The sequence below is a fragment of the Gordonia sp. WA4-43 genome, assembly GCF_020520305.1.
Classification (GTDB): domain Bacteria; phylum Actinomycetota; class Actinomycetes; order Mycobacteriales; family Mycobacteriaceae; genus Gordonia; species Gordonia hongkongensis.
In genome coordinates this window covers 4,632,388-4,648,010 of record NZ_CP084736.1, presented here as the reverse complement: position 1 = coordinate 4,648,010, position 15,623 = coordinate 4,632,388, and the positions used below count along the sequence as shown (strand labels likewise).

Here is a 15,623-nt window from a genome sequence, read left to right as displayed (position 1 = left end):
GCAGCCATTTGGCAGCCGCTCTCCCGCCAAGCCAGAAAGAGGTGACGCCGTGCCGTTGAGTCCCGGCACCCACATCGCCGGTTATCGCGTGGTCTCCCAGCTCGGCGCGGGCGGTATGGGCGAGGTGTACCTCGTCGAGAACCTGCAACTCGAGCGGCGGGAGGCCCTGAAGGTCATCTCCACGGCGGTCAGTGCCCAGCCCGGGTTCAACCAGCGCTTCACCAACGAGGCCCGCACCACCGCGAAGCTCGACCATCGCAGCATCATCACCATCCACCAGTACGGCATCGAGGACGGCTCGCCCTGGTTCTCGATGAGTTACGTCGAGGGCAAGGACCTCACCGAGGAACGTCTGACGCCGGCGGAGGTGTCGACGGTCGTCGGACAGGTGGCCGACGCCCTCGACTACGCGCACCGCCACCACGTGGTGCACCGGGACATCAAGCCCGCCAACATCCTCGTCACGCGCGATCCGGCGACGAACGCCGTCGAACGCGCCCTCGTGCTCGACTTCGGCATCGCCAAGCTCGCCGGCTCGGCCAACCTGACCGGCACCCATTCGTTCATCGGGACGGTCGCCTTCTCGGCCCCGGAGACACTCGAGGGCGCCGACGCCACGGCCCGGTCGGACCAGTACTCGCTGGCCTGCACGGCCTACGCGATGCTCGCGGGGCAGCCGCCCTTCGTCGGACAGTCCGAACCGTCGGTGATGCTGGGCCACATCCAGCGCCCGGTTCCCCACATCGGCCAGCTGCGCGGCGACCTCGCGCACCTCGACCCGGTGTTCCAGCGCGCCCTGTCGAAGAATCCCGCGTCCCGCTACCCCGACTGCCGCAGTTTCGCGGCCGCCTTGAATTCGGCGCTCGAATCCCCTGCTGCACAGGGCAACACGATGATCGCGGGTTCGGTTCCGCCGCCCACCCTCGTCGGCGGTGGCACCGGCGGCCCGTCCACGGGTCACCCCTCGGGGCCCCAGCAGCAGTTCGGCCCACCCCATGGCCAGTACACCCCGCCACCGCAGCCGACGATGACCGGACCGTCGGGCCCGCAGCCGCTGATGAACAAGCCGTCGGGACCCCAGCCGATGTACTCCTCGGCCCCTCACCTCTCGGGCCCGCACGCGCAGCCCGGGCATCCCCAGGTCGGATACCCGGGTATGCCGCCGGTCCCGCCGAAGAAGAAGAAGCGGACCGGCCTCATCGTCGCCGGCGTCCTCGGCGCCGTGTTGCTGCTGGTGGTCGCCGCCGTCGTGGGACTCGCCGTCCTGGGCAGTACCGTCGCCGACCCCGAGAAGGCGACCGTCGCGCAGCCGGTGGTGAGCACGAACTTCGGCAGCAGCTGCGCAGTGGTCAACGGCAGCGTGCACTGCTGGGGCGACAACGACTCCGGTCAGCTCGGCGACGGTTCCACGACGCCGCACACCCGACCGGTGGCGGTGACCGGGGTCGCCAACGCGACCGCGGTCACCACCGGCGGCTACCTCACCGGCGAGAACGCCTACGTCTCGACGGCCTGCGCCATCGCCGCCGGCGACGCATTCTGTTGGGGCAACAACCATTATGGCGAAGTCGGCAACGGTTCCAGCGGTTCGACGGTGGACTCCGCGACCAAGGTCGGCGCCATCTCCGACGTCAAGGCGATCTCCACCGGCTGGGGCACCACCTGCGCGGTCGCCGGCACCGACGCCTACTGCTGGGGCAACAACGAATACGGCCAGCTCGGCACCGGCGGCGGCACCGACCCGGTCTCGGCACCGACGAAGGTCCCCGGGCTCGGCGTCGTCACCGACATCACCACCGCCTACGGCACCACCTGCGCGGTGTCGGACGGCTCGGCGTTCTGCTGGGGCGCCAACGACAACGGGCAGATAGGTGACGGCAGCACGACGGCGCGCTCGGCGCCGGTGAAGGTCGGCGCGCTGACCGACGTCACCGACATCACCGTCGGCGGCTATCACGAGGCATCCGACGACGACGATCCGAACACGAACACCAGCACGTACTTCCAGACGACCTGTGCGGTCGCCGGCGGGGACGCGTGGTGCTGGGGTTCCAACGCCTACGGCCAGATCGGCGACGGCACCACCGAGACCCGCCAGGCCCCCGTTCAGGTCGGCAATCTGAGCGGCGTCTCGGCCATCTCCACCGACTGGGGCACCACCTGCGCGGTCTCCGACAACCGGGCCTTCTGCTGGGGAGACGACGACCGCAGCCAGCTCGGCTCGTCCGGCGGGTCGGTGAAGATCCCCCGCGAGGTCTCGACGCTGACCGACGTCACCTCGATCTCGACCGGCAACGGGACGTCGTGCGCGATGGCGGCCGCGTCGGTGTACTGCTGGGGATTCAACAACGACGGTCAGGTCGGCGATGGTTCCAGCGGCGACGGCGCCAACCGCACGACGCCCACGAAACTGACCATCTAGCCGCCCGCCCCTAGGACTCGCGCGACCCGATCAGCGCCTCGGACACGGTCTCCGCGGCCGTGCGGAGCGCCCCGACCGCGCGGGCCCGGAGCCCGTCGTCGAATCGGGCGACCGGCCCGGAGATCCCGACCGCCATGGGCGTGGGCGCACCGGGGACGGCGACCGCCATCCCGCAGACGCCGACCTCGTGTTCCTGTTCGTCGGTGGCGACCCCGCTCGCCCGTACCTGCTCGACGGCCGCGAACACACCCGACAGCGACGTGACGCTCCACTGGGTGGCGGGGGTGAGCCCGGCCTGCGTGACGTGTTTGAGGATGCGCGCATCGTCGAGTTCGGCGAGCACGGCCTTGCCGACCGCGGTGTTGTGCATCGTGACCCGCCGGCCGACCTCGTTGTTGGTGCGCATGCTGTGCGGGGACGGAACCTGCGCCACGTAGATGACCATGTCGCCGTCGAGGACGGCGAGACTGGCGGTCTCGCTGAGTTCGCCGACCAGGGAGGCGAGGACGGGTGCGGCGACCGCGCCGAGCTGCCGGTTGGCCACCTCGCCGAGTCGGATGAGCCGGGGCCCCAGGGCGTACGACCGGTTCGGGAGCTGCCGGACATAGCCGATTCCCACGAGTGTCCGCAGCAGCCGGTGGATGGTCGGGGGCGGCAGCGGGGATTCCGCCGACAGATGGCTCAGTGAGCACTCGCCGCCGGCGCGGCCGATGAGCTCGAGCAGTTCGAATGCGCGCTCGACGGATTGCACACCGCCGGAGTTCCCCGCCATCACCACCTCCACAGTCCGACATCACGCTACGTTCCATGATGTGAAACCACAATCCGGGTCCGTCAGCTCACACGGGTGGCCGCATCCAGCAGTTCTGGAGTAAACTCCGCTCTGCGGAATTAGATTTCCATTGTTTCGACATGAAGGGGGCGCCCGTGAGCGTGCAACCCGGTCGCCTCGGCGCGGCCTTCCTCGCCGATATCGAGGCCGCCCTCGCACCGTCGGACGCGGTGCTCTCCGATCGGTACCCGGGCGACGACGGGAGCCGGCAGCCCGTCCACACGGTCTACGTCCCCGCCGACCGGTACACCGCCGACCTCACGCGGGAGTGGGGACGCTCGGCGCTCGACGCAGCCGCCGACCACGGCGGCCTCGCCACGATCGCCCGCTCGACCGTCGCCCGGACCGACTCGGCGGCCACCGCACTCGCAGATCTCGTCGAGAACAAGCTGCGCACCGAGCCCATCGAGGACCTGCGCATCGACTTCGAGGACGGATACGGTGTCCGCGCCGATGACGAGGAGGACGCCCACGTCGGCGCCGCCGTCGCCGCGATCCGGGCGGCGGGCGACGCCTCACCGCCGTTCCTCGGCATCCGCTTCAAGTGTTTCGAGGCCGATGTGCGCGCCCGCGGCCTGCGCACCCTAGACCTGTTCGTCGCCGGCCTCGCGGACACCGGGGACCTCCCGGCGGGTTTGACGCTCACGCTGCCCAAGGTCACCTCGACCGATCAGGTCGTCGCGATGGTCGCCGTCGCCCGCGAACTCGAGCGAGTCCATGGACTCTCCGACGGCCGCATCGGTTTCGAGATCCAGGTGGAGACCCCGCAGTCGGTGATGAGCGCCGACGGCACCGCGGCCGTGGCGGCGATGATCCAGGCCGGCGAGGGCCGGGTGACCGCACTGCACTACGGAACCTACGACTATTCGGCGTCCCTCGGCATCGCCGCGGCGTATCAGTCGATGGAACATCCCGTCGCCGACCACGCGAAGGCCGTGATGCAACTCGCCGCGGCCGGCACCGGTGTGCGGTTGTCGGACGGATCGACGAACATCCTCCCCGTCGGAGACGCCGAGGCCGTCGAAGCCGGCTGGGCGTTGCACGCGCGACTGGTCCGGCGCCACCTCGAGCGCGGCTTCTATCAGGGGTGGGACCTCCACCCCGCGCAGCTCGTCACCCGCTTCCTGGCCACATACGCCTTCTATCGCGACGGATTCGATTCCGCCGCAGTGCGTCTGCGCAACTACGCGCACAAGCTCGAGTCGTCGGTGCTCGACGAACCGGCGACGGCCCGCGCACTCGCCGGCTTCATCCGACGCGGCGAGGTGTGCGGCGCGCTGACCGTCGACGAGGTCGAGACCGCGACCGATCTGCCCATCGAGAAGGTGCGCGACTTCGCACTCCCCCACTCACAGAGGACAACCCGATGAACGCGACGCCGTACTACACCCCCGCCGGTGGACTCCCGCCGCAGACCGACCTGCTGAGCGACCGCGCGGTCGTCACCGAGGCGTACACGGTGATCCCGCGCGGCGTGCTCCGCGACATCGTCACCTCGGTCTTCCCGGAGTGGACCGACACCCGCGCCTGGGTGCTCAACCGCCCGGTACCCGGTGGCGCGCAGACCTTCGCCCAGACCATCGTCGAGGTCGCCCCGGGCGGCGGATCGGCTGCGCCCGAACCGCAGTCGGAGGTCGAGGGTTTCGTCTTCGTCACCGCCGGATCGCTGACTGTGAGCATCGCGGGCGAGGAACACGTCCTGACCGACGGCGGCTTCGGCTACCTGCCCGCGGGCACACCGTGGTCGGCACACAACCGCGGCGACGTCCCCGTCTCCTTCCACTGGATTCGTAAGCGTTACGAGCCCATCGCGGGTCACGAGCCGGCCCCGAAGTTCGGCAACGAGCGCGACATCGAGCCCTCCCCGATGCCCGACACCGACGGCGCCTGGCGCACAACACGAATGCTCGATCCGCTGGATCTCGCCTACGACATGCACGTCAACATCGTGACCTTCGAGCCCGGCGCGTCGATCCCCTTCGCCGAGACCCACGTGATGGAACACGGCCTCTACGTCCTGGAGGGCAAAGCCGTCTACCGGCTCAACGAGGACTGGGTGGAGGTCCAGGAGGGCGACTACATGTCCCTGCGCGCCTTCTGCCCGCAGGCCTGCTACGCCGGCGGGCCGTCGAACTTCCGGTACCTCCTATACAAGGACGTGAATCGGCAGATCGTGCTCTGAGAGGTCGCCTCCGGTTCCTGTCGTACCGTGAGAGACGATGCGTATCGCGGTGGTGGAAGACGACGACGGGGTCGGTGACGCACTCGTCGACGCCCTGAACGAGGTCGGCCACGAACCTCGTCGGATGCGCCGCGGTGCCGATCTCCTCCTCGGTCACCGGGACTTCGACCTCGCGCTTCTCGACCTGGGGCTGCCCGACGAGGACGGGCTGACTGTGCTGCGCAGGCTGCGGGCGGTGAGTGAGATGCCGGTCGTGGTGCTCACCGCGCGGCAGGACGAGAGGTCGGTGGTGCGTGCGCTCCGCGGGGGCGCCGACGACTATGTGGTGAAACCGGCGCGCCTCGGCGAGCTGATGGCCCGCCTGGAGGTGGTCGCCCGTCGGCGCACCGCCGACGCACCGGCACCCGCGGCGCGACAGATCGCCACCGGCGACATCGTCGTCGATCTCGACGCGCGACTGGTGACCGTGGCCGGCACCGACGTCGCCCTCACTCCCAAGGAGTTCGAACTCCTCGCGCACCTCGTCACCCGCCGGGGGGAGGCGGTGAGCCGCGAACAGTTGATGGACGCGATCTGGGGCGACGCCTACGTCGCCATCTCGCGCAGCCTCGACGTCCACATGACCGCGCTCCGGGCCAAGCTCGGCAGGCCGGGCGTGATCGAGACGATCCGCGGGTACGGCTACCGCTGGGGTTCCTGAACGATGTGGCGCCGCGTACTGCTCGTGCTCGTCGTCTATTCGGCGATCGTGGTCCTGGGCCTGGCGGTACCTCTCGCGACGACGGCGAGTCGTGAACGGCTGCAACGGTTCACCGAGAGCCGGACCGCGTCCGCGGTCTATTTCACCGACCTCGCGGATCGAGACCCGGAGATGCGGGGTACGGAACTCCAGCGGGCCGCCGAGCGCTACCGCGACCTCTACGACGAAGGTGTCCTGGTGGTCGATCGAGCCGGCACGACGCGCGCCTCGGCCGGCCTCTCGGCCCGGTCACCCGAGGTCGCCGAGGCCGTCTCCGAGGCACTGCGCAATCAACGCACCCGGATCGCGTCGGGGTTGACACCCTGGTCGCCCGACTCGGTACTCGTGGCCATGCCGATCGGCACGGGCACCCAGGTCGACGGCGCGGTCGTCATCGAGGCATCGACGACGGCGGCGAAACGCGATGTCGTCGGAACGTGGGCAGTGATCGCCGCCGGGGCCCTCGCGATGCTCGTGATCGGGTCGATGATCGCGGTTGCGTTGTCGCGGTGGACGGTTCGCCCACTCACGGCGTTGTCGGCACGGGTGCGCTCGCTGCGCGCCTCGATCATCGACAGCGGCCCGTCAGCGCACGACACGCCCCTGGGTGGGCCGCCCGGTCAACGGCACACCGGCCCACCGGAGGTCCGCGAGCTGGCCCGGATCTTCGACGCGATGGCGGACGACGTCGAGAACGCCACCGCCGCCCAGCGCCGCCTGGTCGCCGACACCGCGCACGCACTTCGTAATCCCTTGGCAGCGGTCCGCTTTCGCCTCGACACCCTCGGCCTCGGATTGGCCGGCCGCTCGCTGGAATCGCATCAGAAGACCATCGTGGAGATCGACCGGCTCGACCGCATCGTCGACGACCTCCTCGTCCTCGCCACCGCCGAGTCGCGGCCCGCCGGTTCCACCACAGGGGTCTGCGACGTCGCCGCCGTGCTGGTCGAGCGCCACGATTTCTGGGCGGACGCGCTCGCCGACGCGGGGATGTCGGCGTCGATCACTTCGCCGCCCCGGCCCGGGTCGGTGATCGCCGCGCTCGACGAGGACGACCTCATCCGGGCGATGGACGTCCTGATGAGCAACGCGGTCAACCACGCCGGGGAAGGTGCCCACGTAGAGCTGGGCTGTCGATCCGAGGGAGCGCGTATCCGGGTCTGGGTCGCCGACACCGGACAGGGCGTGACGGCCGACGACTTGCCACGGATCACGGAGCGGTTCTTCCGCGCGTCGTCCGGCAGCGGGCCGGGCTCCGGACTCGGATTGGCCATCGCCGCGGCCCTTGTCGAAGGAGCCGGCGGCGAACTGGAGGTGACCGCCGGACGCCCCGCGGGACTGCGGGTGGACCTCTGGATCCCGGCGGCCGACGTCCCGTTCCACTAGGCCGTGGACGACCTGTCCTAAGGGACTGTTAGGAAACGGCGATCGGCTTCCGTTCCGCCTGTGACTGCGTTCACAGTATTAGGGGCACCGACGCCGGACCGGGTCGGGTGCACGTTCGACGACCTGGAGGACCCTGATGACCGACTCGCCCACCCGGCAGCCCGCGAACGCCCGGAGCGCACCGCCGACGTCGTCGGCCGCGGCGACGCGTCGTGCCGTGCTCAACACCCTGCGCGGGTCCTCCGGCAACCTCGTCGAGTGGTACGACGTCTACGTCTACACCGTCTTCGCGACGTACTTCGAGAGCCAGTTCTTCGACTCGGCCGACAAGAACTCGACCGTCTACGTGTACGCCATCTTCGCCGTCACCTTCCTGATGCGGCCGGTCGGCTCCTGGTTCTTCGGTCGGTACGCGGACCGTCGGGGCCGCCGGGCGGCGCTGACGTTCAGCGTGTCGTTGATGGCGGCGTGCTCCCTCGTCATCGCGCTGACACCGGGTCGCGAGTCGATCGGCGTATGGGCGGCGGTCGTCCTGGTGCTCTGTCGACTGGTACAGGGGTTCGCGACCGGCGGTGAGTACGGCGCGTCGGCCACCTACATGTCCGAGGCGGCCACCCGCGAGCGTCGCGGCTTCTTCTCGTCGTTCCAGTACGTCACACTCATCGGCGGACACGTACTGGCGCAGCTCACCCTGCTGGTGATGCAGGGCTTCCTCGACAAGGACCAGATCTCCGACTTCGGTTGGCGCATCGCGTTCCTCATCGGCGGCGTGGCCGCCGTGGTCGTCTTCTGGCTGCGCCGCAGCATGGACGAGTCGCTCACCCCGGAGCAGTTGGAGGCCGTCCGCAGCGGGGCCGACTCCGAGTCCGGCTCGATCCGCGAACTCGTCCTGAACTACTGGCGACCCCTGCTGGTCTGCTTCCTGGTCACCATCGGCGGCACCATCGCCTTCTACACCTACAGCGTCAACGCACCGGCCATCGTCAAGACCGCCTACGAAGACCACGGTCGCACCGGGACCTGGATCAACCTCATCGGTTTGATCTTCCTGATGGTGTTGCAGCCGATCGGCGGGATGATCAGCGACAAGGTCGGACGCAAACCCGTCCTCATCTTCTTCGGCGTCGGCGGTGTCCTGTACACCTACGTCCTGATCACCTACCTGCCCCAAACAACCTCGGTGGCAACGTCGTTGACCCTGCTCGCCATCGGCTACATCATCCTCACCGGCTACACCTCCATCAACGCGATCGTGAAGGCGGAGCTCTTCCCCTCTCACGTCCGCGCGCTGGGAGTGGGTCTGGGCTACGCGCTCGCGAACTCGGCGTTCGGCGGCACCGCACCGCTGATCTACCAGGCCGCCAAGAACGGCGGTCATGTCCCGTGGTTCATCGCCTACGTCACCGTCGTGATCGCAGTCTCGCTGATGGTCTACATCTTCGTCCTGCGCAACAAGGCGGAGACCCCGCTCGATCGCGAGCAGGGGCGGGCCTTCCTCGACGCAGAGGCCGTTGCCCGGCGGGCCTAAGGTGTCACCATGTCGTTCGCGCGCGGGCCGGTGGACCGGCGGATAATGCTCCGCGGGGCCACCGGCCTGGGCGCGCTGCTTCTCCTGACCGCGTGCGGAACCGAACGCGGCGCACCGGTACGCCTCGCGGCGGGAGAGCCCGGCGGGTTCTTCTGGGAGTTCGCCGGTCTTCTCGCCGCGGCGGCGGACCGGTCCGGCGCGCCGGAGATCCGCCCGCGGCAATCCGGCGGCTCTGCTGAGAACCTCGACGCCCTGGCGGACGGTTCCGCGGAACTCGCCATCAGTCTCAGCGACACGGCCATCGAGCGCGCGGGCCCACAGCTGACGGCGCTCGGATGCGTGTACGAGAACTACTTTCAGGTGGCGGTCCGCACCGGGTCCGGGATCGCGACGGTCGCCGACCTGCGCGGGCGGTCGGTGAGTGTCGGAGCACCGGGGTCCGGCGCCGCCGGACTCTCCGAGCGGGTACTCGCCGCAGCCGGCCTCGATGCCGGCCGCGACATCCGCCCGGTCCAGCAGACGATGGCCGACGCCGGCGCCGCCCTTGCCGCGGGAGAGGTCGACGCCGTCATGTGGGCGGGCGGTCTGCCGACCCCGGCGTTCACCGACTTGCGCGTGCCGATCGTCCTGCTCGACCTCGGTGGCGTAGTCGCGGGCCTACGACAGCGGTTCGGACCCGCATACGAGCCCGTACGCATCCCGGCCGACATCTACGGCCGGCACCCCGCGGTCACCACCGTCGGGATCGCGAATCTCCTGCTCGCCCGTCGGGATGTGCCGGATGCGACCGCCGCGGCCATCGCCGACGTCCTGCTCGACCAGGCTGCTCACCTCGTGCCCGCCCAGGCGATCGGCAGCCAGTTCCTCGACGCGCAGTCGTTGATCCTCACCGGACCCATCCCCCTGCATCCGGGTGCCGCGGGCGAGTACCGCCGTCGGCACGGGTGAACCGCAGCCGCTCGGCGACGGGTCGCGGTCCGTGATACACCTAGGCCGACGAGTCGAGGGTCGAGAGGATCACATGAAACTGGTGGCATCCCGCCGCTCCGAGTTGGTCGCCGGATTGTTCGCGATCACACTGATCGCCGCCGGTTGCGGCACGTCAGACGCCGACGAGTCACCCTCCGGAGCCTCGACGACCGGGGGTTCGACGACGACCTCAGCGGCCGGCGACACGACGGGCCCCGTTCCTGTCGTGGAAAACGCGAAGCCCACCGAGACGACGGTCATGGGCGAGGACGATGTCGAGGTGACCCTCACCGGTCCGATCGCAACGAAGTACGCGTCGGCGACCGAGGCACAGCGGGCCGCCCTGGGCAAGCCGTTGACCGGGGATCACAACGCGGGGACACGAGAGAGTGGCGTTGTCTACCAACAGTTCCGCGGTGGCGTGATCATCGCGAGGGACAGCGACCCCGCAACGCCCGGGTACATCGTCACCTCCGGCAAGATCCGGGACGCCTGGAACACCGAGCGCGCTCCGGACGGCACCCCGTTGCTCCTCGGCACCAACGGCTCGGCCGGGCCGCTCGGTGTGCCCACGAGCGACGTGACGGTCGACGGTGACCTCGAGGTGGTCACCTTCGAGCACGGCGAGATCTCCGAGAACACCGAGACCGGCGAGGTGACCGTCACGGTCAACGGCAAGATCGTGCCCTCCGGTTTGCGGTGAGGCGATGAGACGTCGGATTGTCGCGGTGGCTGTCAGCGTGATCGCGCTCGTGGCCGGTGGTTGCTCGACTCCGCCGGACCAGCAGTCGTCAACGCCATCACCGTCTTTCGGTACGCCATCGGCTGCGCACGGACCCGCGACGGCTCCCCCGGTCCCCGCGGGGACCGAATCCTTCGACGTCGTCCGCGTCGAGTATCTCGATTCCGACGATGCCGACCCCGCCGAGAACTGGGCCGATCTGTACCTGCCTGCGGGCGCCCGCGACGACGACTCGCTGCCGCTGGTGACGATCATCCATGGTGGCGGTTGGGAAAGCCGGGCCGGTGCAGAGCAATTCGACGAGATGGCCAGAGACCTCGCCGACCGGGGGTTGGCCGTCTACAACGTGGAGTACCGACGTCTGGGCACCGGCGGAGGGTGGCCCACGACCTTCCACGACGTGGCCCGAGCACTCGACCATGTGCCCGCGATGGCCGAGACCTACCCGCAGTTGCGAATCGACGACGAGCTGGTGGTCGGTCACAGCGCCGGTGCGCAATTGGCCGTGTGGGGCGGCACGCGCCATCGCCTCACCGATGACGAAGTGGGTTCGCGTCCGGCCTTCGTTCCATCCCGGGCGGTGTCCATCTCCGGCCCGCTCGACATGCGCTACGCCGTCGGCCACGGCAACAACCGGGTGATCACCCATGTCCTGGGTGGCACACCACGACAGGTCCCCGCGCGCTATGACTCGGTCGACCCTATCCGCAATCTCGATCCGGCGCTACCGGTCACCTTGTTCCACGGACTGGCCGACGACGACGTCGATCCGACCAACTCCCGCCGCTACGCGACCGCCCTTGACGCCGCCGGCGGCTCGGCCGAGCTGCACATGTTCGACGGCGAGACCCACACCTCCCTCGTCCACCGCCAGTCCCCGTCCTACACCCGAATTCTCGACCGGCTCACCGAGATCACGCGGACCGACATCGATGAGCTGCGCGACGAATAGCTACGCCGCCTCTCGGACGACTGGTGCTGAGCGAGTCTCGTTGCGCTGCTTCCATTCCCACACCGCGTAGAGCACCTCGGTGGTGTAACCCAAATCCATCCGACCCCCACCGATCGGCACCGTCGCCTCTGTATCGATTCGAGGGTTCGGCTGCCACTCCGGCGGCTTCGAAGTCTTTGGCGCCGCTTCGATCTCGGCACCGTCCGGGCGATGAAAGCTGAACCGCTGCTCACCGTGTGCGGTGATCGCAAACTCGCCCTGATGCAACGCCCGATGACACGACCCACACAACGAGATCAGATTGTCCGGATCCGTCCGCCCACCCGCCGACCACAACTGCACATGATGGGCATGCAGATGACGCGTCCGACCACACCCCGGCACCTGACAACACCGATCCCGCACGAACAACGCCCTGATCAGGGCTTTGTTCGGCACCCGCTTCCGACGCCCCACCCCCAACAACGCCAGCTTGCCGGGCTGCCCGGGAACCCGGCGACTCACCACATCCCGAGTCGACGCCCCGCACCGGGCTTCGTCCACCTCGGCCTCCGACAACGCCGGACCGTCATCGAGATGAGCCGACTCCACCCCGTCACCGGCATGAATCAGGATCTCCGCACCCGGCGCAAGATCGGGCATCGCGATCCCGTCATGCACCATGTCGGCCATCGCCACCACCGCCGGCGCAACATTCGACGGCACCTGCCGCCACAGATCCCGACGCCGAGACGGAACCACCTCCGAATCCTCAGGTGCCGAACCGGCGTCAGTGTTCCGCGGAACACTCTCAGCCGACGGTAGATCCGGATCATCGCAGGTCCGGGTGCGTTCATACTCCGCACGCACCGTCCCGGCCAAAAACCGCGCCCCATCCAACGGACTCAACCGCAGCGACACCGACAACGACCCGTCATCGTTCCACTTCCACCGGCCCGTCGACTCCACCGGCGGCCGGCTTTCCTCTTCGACGCCACAGTTGCGGTCGACCTGGCCCATCGCCCGTACCGCCCGATCCAACTGACTCGCCGTGCACGACAACGCCAGATTCACCAACTCCGCCTCCCGCTCCGGCGTAGCCACCCGTGTCAGGGCGCGGACCTTCGAATACGTCAGCCGACCCTCGCGAAACGCCGTGCGGATCGCCGGCAATTCTCGTATCGCCTTGGCGACCCTCAACTGCTCATGCGCCGTTCGCGGTGCAATGCCGGCCTTCCACGACAACCAGTGCGCCAGCGAATGAATCCCCGGCCCCCGCCACGACTCCCGCCCATCGAGTTCTGCCACCAACTCAAGAAAGTCCGCTGTCAGCGCAGTGATCTGCGCGGCATACCCCAGCACACGGCCCTCGAGCACCTCATCCGTCAGCGACTCCGGATCCGCACCGTCGAACATCGACGACACATCCCCACCGGAACGAAAAGCACTGACCCCCACCGCAACCCCCAGAACCGAGCGAGAAGTACAGCAACAAGATATCGCCCGGCACCGACAAACGCGCGCGCCTCAACCCGAGGTCACAGTGTTCCGCGGAACAGTGCGCCGGCTGGCGGCGACCTCGACTCAGCTCGCCGCACTCTCCCGCTGCGCGACCTTGGGTTCGATCACCTCGGTCGCGTAGGTCTTACCCCACTCGTTGAGGGCGGTGACGAAGGGGCGCAACGCCCGTCCCTGTTCGGTGAGCGAGTACTCAACTCTCGGTGGGACTTCGGGATAGGCCGTGCGCTGCACGATGCCGTCACATTCGAGTTCACGTAGCTGGCGGGTGAGCACTCGTGGCGTGACCGGACCGACTGCCCGCCCGAGGGCGCCGTATCGCATCGGCCCCTCGAGAAGGTTCTTGACGATGGTCATCTTCCAGGAACCGCCGAGCACGGCGACGCTCACCTCGACCGGGCACACCTCGTAGGCGCGTCGAACCGGGTCGCGCAACACGGGATCATCCTGGTTCTCCATCGCACATCCCTGCCATCGCCGTGGACATTCTCGTCCATATGGACAATATTGTGCATACTACCGCCGACGTGCATCAGGCGTTAGACAGAAGTCATGTACCTTTCCGTCGACAACCCCGAGAACTCTGTAGACCAGGACTTCGCGCGCTTCACCTCCCCGACGGTCGGAGCAACCCTCGGCTCGGTCGCGATTCTCGCGACCGTCGCGACTGCGGTCCTCTCCGACACCGGAACACTGTCGGGGTTGCTCGGGATGGCCGGCGCCGGGGCGCTCCTGGCCCTGATGCAGATCGCCGTGCAGTGTCAGGCGGCGATACTCGTCCTGCGAGACAGACGATGGCTTCCGGCACTGCCGCCCGCGGCGATCTGCGCCGCGACACTGACCGCGCTCTACCTGCTGGCCTTCGATCACGCTGCCGGCTGGTACCTGCTCCTCATCAGCGCAGTAGCTGTCGCCGGGTATGTCGCGGTGCTCGGGGAGGGGCACGCAGCCATCCGCGTCTTCGACGGCGCCGAACGTCATATCGAGGACACACCAAGGCACCGGTGAAGCCAACTGCCGACGCCACCAGGCGGACCTCGAGGCGCTGCCATCTCACGGACGGGCGACTTCGAGCGAACAGGGAGGCAGGCTACATGAGGACAGACAGCTTCGAACCGGTGGTCGTCGACGATGACCAGGACGCGTCCCGGGCAGGTCGCGCGCTGGCAGTGATCTCGACGCAGCGCGATCAACTCATAATCCTGACCGTGCACGGCAGCATCGACCTGCTCACCGTCCCGCAGTTGGGTGCCGCAGTTCTTGAAGCAGTGAGCGAGCAACCCCGGGGGCTGATCGTCGATCTCACCGCCACCGACTTCCTCGCGTCGTCCGGCATCGCCGCGCTCCTCGCCGCACACGCGGCCGTAATCCCGGCTGGCGGCCGGTTCGGCGTCGTCGGCGGGCATCCCGCCATCACTCGGCCCCTGCGGCTGACGGGCCTGGATGACACTCTCGACCTCTACCCCACCCTGGCCGACGCGTTCTCGGCGATGGTCCCGGACTGAGGGCGCCGGCTCACTCCGCGCCGAGAAACTGGACGAGGACCGCGTTCACCGCCTGCGGCGCCTCGATCGGGATGAGGTGCGTCCCGGGGATCACGGCCAGCCGGGCACCCGGAATGGCGGCGACGACGTCGCGGCTGTGCTCGAGCGTCACCTCGTCGCGGTCACCCTGCATGACCAGCGTCGGTGCGGTGATCGCGGCCAGATCACGGAGATCGATTTCGGGTTCGGAGTTGATCATGGCCATCGTCTTGTCGAAGATGACCTGGAAATGTTCTGCCCCGTCCGGGGATTCGGACGCGTAGTCCGCAGCGAAGAACTTCATCAGCTCGTCATCGGCGGAATCGAGCGCGTCGAGGATGCCGCCGACCGCCCGGCCCGAACTGTTGTAGTACTGGCCGATCAGTACCAGATGCCGGACCAGGTCGGGCCGGCGCAGCGCGACCAGCACACCCACCACCGCGCCATCGCTCCACCCGACGATCTCGGCGGGACCACCGACCACCTCGTCGAGGTAGGCGATCGTCTCCTCGGCCATGTCCGCGTAGTGGAACTCGTCGGTCACGTCCGGGCTGTGTCCGTGACCGTGACGCTCCGGACAGAACACCTTCCACCCCGCGTCCACAAGGGCCGGCACCTGCCCGCCCCACGACGATGCACCCGAGAAGGCGCCGTGGAGCAGCACGAGCGGCTGCCCGGCGCCCTGGATCTCGTGCCAGACACGGGTATTCGGCGTCGGATGACTGATGGTCGTGTACTCGCGGATCGGAGAGGTCACGTGACCACCGTACGGGGGCATCGGTGCGGCCGATGAGAAACCGGCGTCGAGCGGGTCAGCCTTGTTGAGTGCACACACGACGAGAGGGAGTCCC

At 68.6% G+C, this 15,623-nt stretch carries 15 protein-coding genes; 11 read left to right on the top strand and 4 right to left on the bottom strand.

The genetic code is table 11. The features are described 5' to 3' along the window. The first annotated feature begins 49 nt into the window (after positions 1-49). Complete coding sequence (locus LEL84_RS21010) at positions 50-2,422, top strand: protein kinase domain-containing protein (RefSeq protein ID WP_226512706.1); 2,373 nt, start codon at positions 50-52, stop codon at positions 2,420-2,422. Between the two features lie 10 nt (positions 2,423-2,432). Here LEL84_RS21010 and LEL84_RS21005 read toward each other — a convergent pair whose 3' ends face one another. Further along, complete coding sequence (locus LEL84_RS21005) at positions 2,433-3,194, bottom strand: IclR family transcriptional regulator (RefSeq protein ID WP_058251688.1); 762 nt, start codon at positions 3,192-3,194, stop codon at positions 2,433-2,435. 155 nt (positions 3,195-3,349) lie between these two features. On the opposite strand from LEL84_RS21005, the gene LEL84_RS21000 reads away from it, so the two are divergent. The 8 genes from LEL84_RS21000 to LEL84_RS20965 all read left to right on the top strand — a co-directional run bounded on the left by LEL84_RS21000 (position 3,350) and on the right by LEL84_RS20965 (position 11,752). After that, on the top strand, positions 3,350-4,624 hold the full coding sequence (locus LEL84_RS21000; protein WP_226512705.1) for a DUF6986 family protein: 1,275 nt from the start codon (positions 3,350-3,352) through the stop codon (positions 4,622-4,624). After that, on the top strand, positions 4,621-5,436 hold the full coding sequence (locus LEL84_RS20995) for a bifunctional allantoicase/(S)-ureidoglycine aminohydrolase (protein ID WP_065631937.1): 816 nt from the start codon (positions 4,621-4,623) through the stop codon (positions 5,434-5,436). The genes LEL84_RS21000 and LEL84_RS20995 overlap by 4 nt, the downstream gene beginning before the upstream one ends. A 37-nt stretch (positions 5,437-5,473) precedes the next feature. Next, the gene (locus LEL84_RS20990; protein WP_226512704.1) at positions 5,474-6,136 is read left to right on the top strand and encodes a response regulator transcription factor; all 663 of its coding nucleotides are present in this window, start codon (positions 5,474-5,476) and stop codon (positions 6,134-6,136) included. Positions 6,137-6,139: 3 nt separating this feature from the next. Beyond that, entirely contained in the window at positions 6,140-7,561 is a 1,422-nt protein-coding gene (locus LEL84_RS20985) for a sensor histidine kinase (RefSeq protein ID WP_226512703.1), read from the top strand. 136 nt (positions 7,562-7,697) lie between these two features. Next, a complete protein-coding gene (locus LEL84_RS20980; protein WP_226512702.1) occupies positions 7,698-9,089 on the top strand; it encodes an MFS transporter in 1,392 nt (463 codons plus the stop codon). A gap of 9 nt (positions 9,090-9,098) precedes the next feature. Continuing rightward, positions 9,099-10,037, top strand: coding sequence for a TAXI family TRAP transporter solute-binding subunit (locus LEL84_RS20975; protein ID WP_226512701.1), 939 nt, complete (start codon positions 9,099-9,101; stop codon positions 10,035-10,037). A 73-nt stretch (positions 10,038-10,110) separates the two neighbouring features. Continuing rightward, positions 10,111-10,761: an LGFP repeat-containing protein gene (locus LEL84_RS20970; RefSeq protein ID WP_068972653.1), complete on the top strand. Its 651-nt coding sequence runs from the start codon at positions 10,111-10,113 to the stop codon at positions 10,759-10,761. A gap of 4 nt (positions 10,762-10,765) precedes the next feature. Further along, entirely contained in the window at positions 10,766-11,752 is a 987-nt protein-coding gene (locus LEL84_RS20965) for an alpha/beta hydrolase (RefSeq protein WP_068972646.1), read from the top strand. On the opposite strand, the gene LEL84_RS20960 is transcribed toward LEL84_RS20965, so the two are convergent. Together LEL84_RS20960 and LEL84_RS20955 are read right to left on the bottom strand one after the other, a co-directional pair. Continuing rightward, positions 11,753-13,147 (bottom strand): HNH endonuclease signature motif containing protein, encoded by a 1,395-nt coding sequence (locus LEL84_RS20960; RefSeq protein ID WP_226512700.1) that lies wholly within the window; start codon positions 13,145-13,147, stop codon positions 11,753-11,755. Between the two features lie 168 nt (positions 13,148-13,315). Continuing rightward, the gene (locus LEL84_RS20955; RefSeq protein WP_137810530.1) at positions 13,316-13,708 is read right to left on the bottom strand and encodes a winged helix-turn-helix transcriptional regulator; all 393 of its coding nucleotides are present in this window, start codon (positions 13,706-13,708) and stop codon (positions 13,316-13,318) included. Positions 13,709-13,801: 93 nt separating this feature from the next. On the opposite strand from LEL84_RS20955, the gene LEL84_RS20950 reads away from it, so the two are divergent. Both LEL84_RS20950 and LEL84_RS20945 read left to right on the top strand, forming a co-directional pair. Next, a complete protein-coding gene (locus LEL84_RS20950) occupies positions 13,802-14,257 on the top strand; it encodes a hypothetical protein (protein ID WP_223258874.1) in 456 nt (151 codons plus the stop codon). Positions 14,258-14,343: 86 nt separating this feature from the next. Then, the gene (locus LEL84_RS20945) at positions 14,344-14,754 is read left to right on the top strand and encodes an STAS domain-containing protein (RefSeq protein WP_226512699.1); all 411 of its coding nucleotides are present in this window, start codon (positions 14,344-14,346) and stop codon (positions 14,752-14,754) included. A gap of 10 nt (positions 14,755-14,764) precedes the next feature. Here LEL84_RS20945 and LEL84_RS20940 read toward each other — a convergent pair whose 3' ends face one another. Beyond that, complete coding sequence (locus LEL84_RS20940) at positions 14,765-15,529, bottom strand: alpha/beta fold hydrolase (RefSeq protein ID WP_068970596.1); 765 nt, start codon at positions 15,527-15,529, stop codon at positions 14,765-14,767. Between the last annotated feature and the right edge of the window lie 94 nt (positions 15,530-15,623).

What these genes read in the sequence shown, in the direction of transcription:
- LEL84_RS20965 (WP_068972646.1), top strand. Translation starts at nt 10,766, where the DNA reads ATGAGACGTCGGATTGTCGCGGTGGCTGTCAGCGTGATCGCGCTCGTG.
- LEL84_RS20975 (WP_226512701.1), top strand. Translation starts at nt 9,099, where the DNA reads ATGTCGTTCGCGCGCGGGCCGGTGGACCGGCGGATAATGCTCCGCGGG.
- LEL84_RS20950 (WP_223258874.1), top strand. Translation starts at nt 13,802, where the DNA reads ATGTACCTTTCCGTCGACAACCCCGAGAACTCTGTAGACCAGGACTTC.
- LEL84_RS20980 (WP_226512702.1), top strand. Translation starts at nt 7,698, where the DNA reads ATGACCGACTCGCCCACCCGGCAGCCCGCGAACGCCCGGAGCGCACCG.
- LEL84_RS20955 (WP_137810530.1), bottom strand. Translation starts at nt 13,708, where the DNA reads ATGGAGAACCAGGATGATCCCGTGTTGCGCGACCCGGTTCGACGCGCC.
- LEL84_RS21005 (WP_058251688.1), bottom strand. Translation starts at nt 3,194, where the DNA reads ATGGCGGGGAACTCCGGCGGTGTGCAATCCGTCGAGCGCGCATTCGAA.
- LEL84_RS20970 (WP_068972653.1), top strand. Translation starts at nt 10,111, where the DNA reads ATGAAACTGGTGGCATCCCGCCGCTCCGAGTTGGTCGCCGGATTGTTC.
- LEL84_RS20985 (WP_226512703.1), top strand. Translation starts at nt 6,140, where the DNA reads ATGTGGCGCCGCGTACTGCTCGTGCTCGTCGTCTATTCGGCGATCGTG.
- LEL84_RS20960 (WP_226512700.1), bottom strand. Translation starts at nt 13,147, where the DNA reads ATGTTCGACGGTGCGGATCCGGAGTCGCTGACGGATGAGGTGCTCGAG.
- LEL84_RS20995 (WP_065631937.1), top strand. Translation starts at nt 4,621, where the DNA reads ATGAACGCGACGCCGTACTACACCCCCGCCGGTGGACTCCCGCCGCAG.
- LEL84_RS20990 (WP_226512704.1), top strand. Translation starts at nt 5,474, where the DNA reads ATGCGTATCGCGGTGGTGGAAGACGACGACGGGGTCGGTGACGCACTC.
- LEL84_RS20945 (WP_226512699.1), top strand. Translation starts at nt 14,344, where the DNA reads ATGAGGACAGACAGCTTCGAACCGGTGGTCGTCGACGATGACCAGGAC.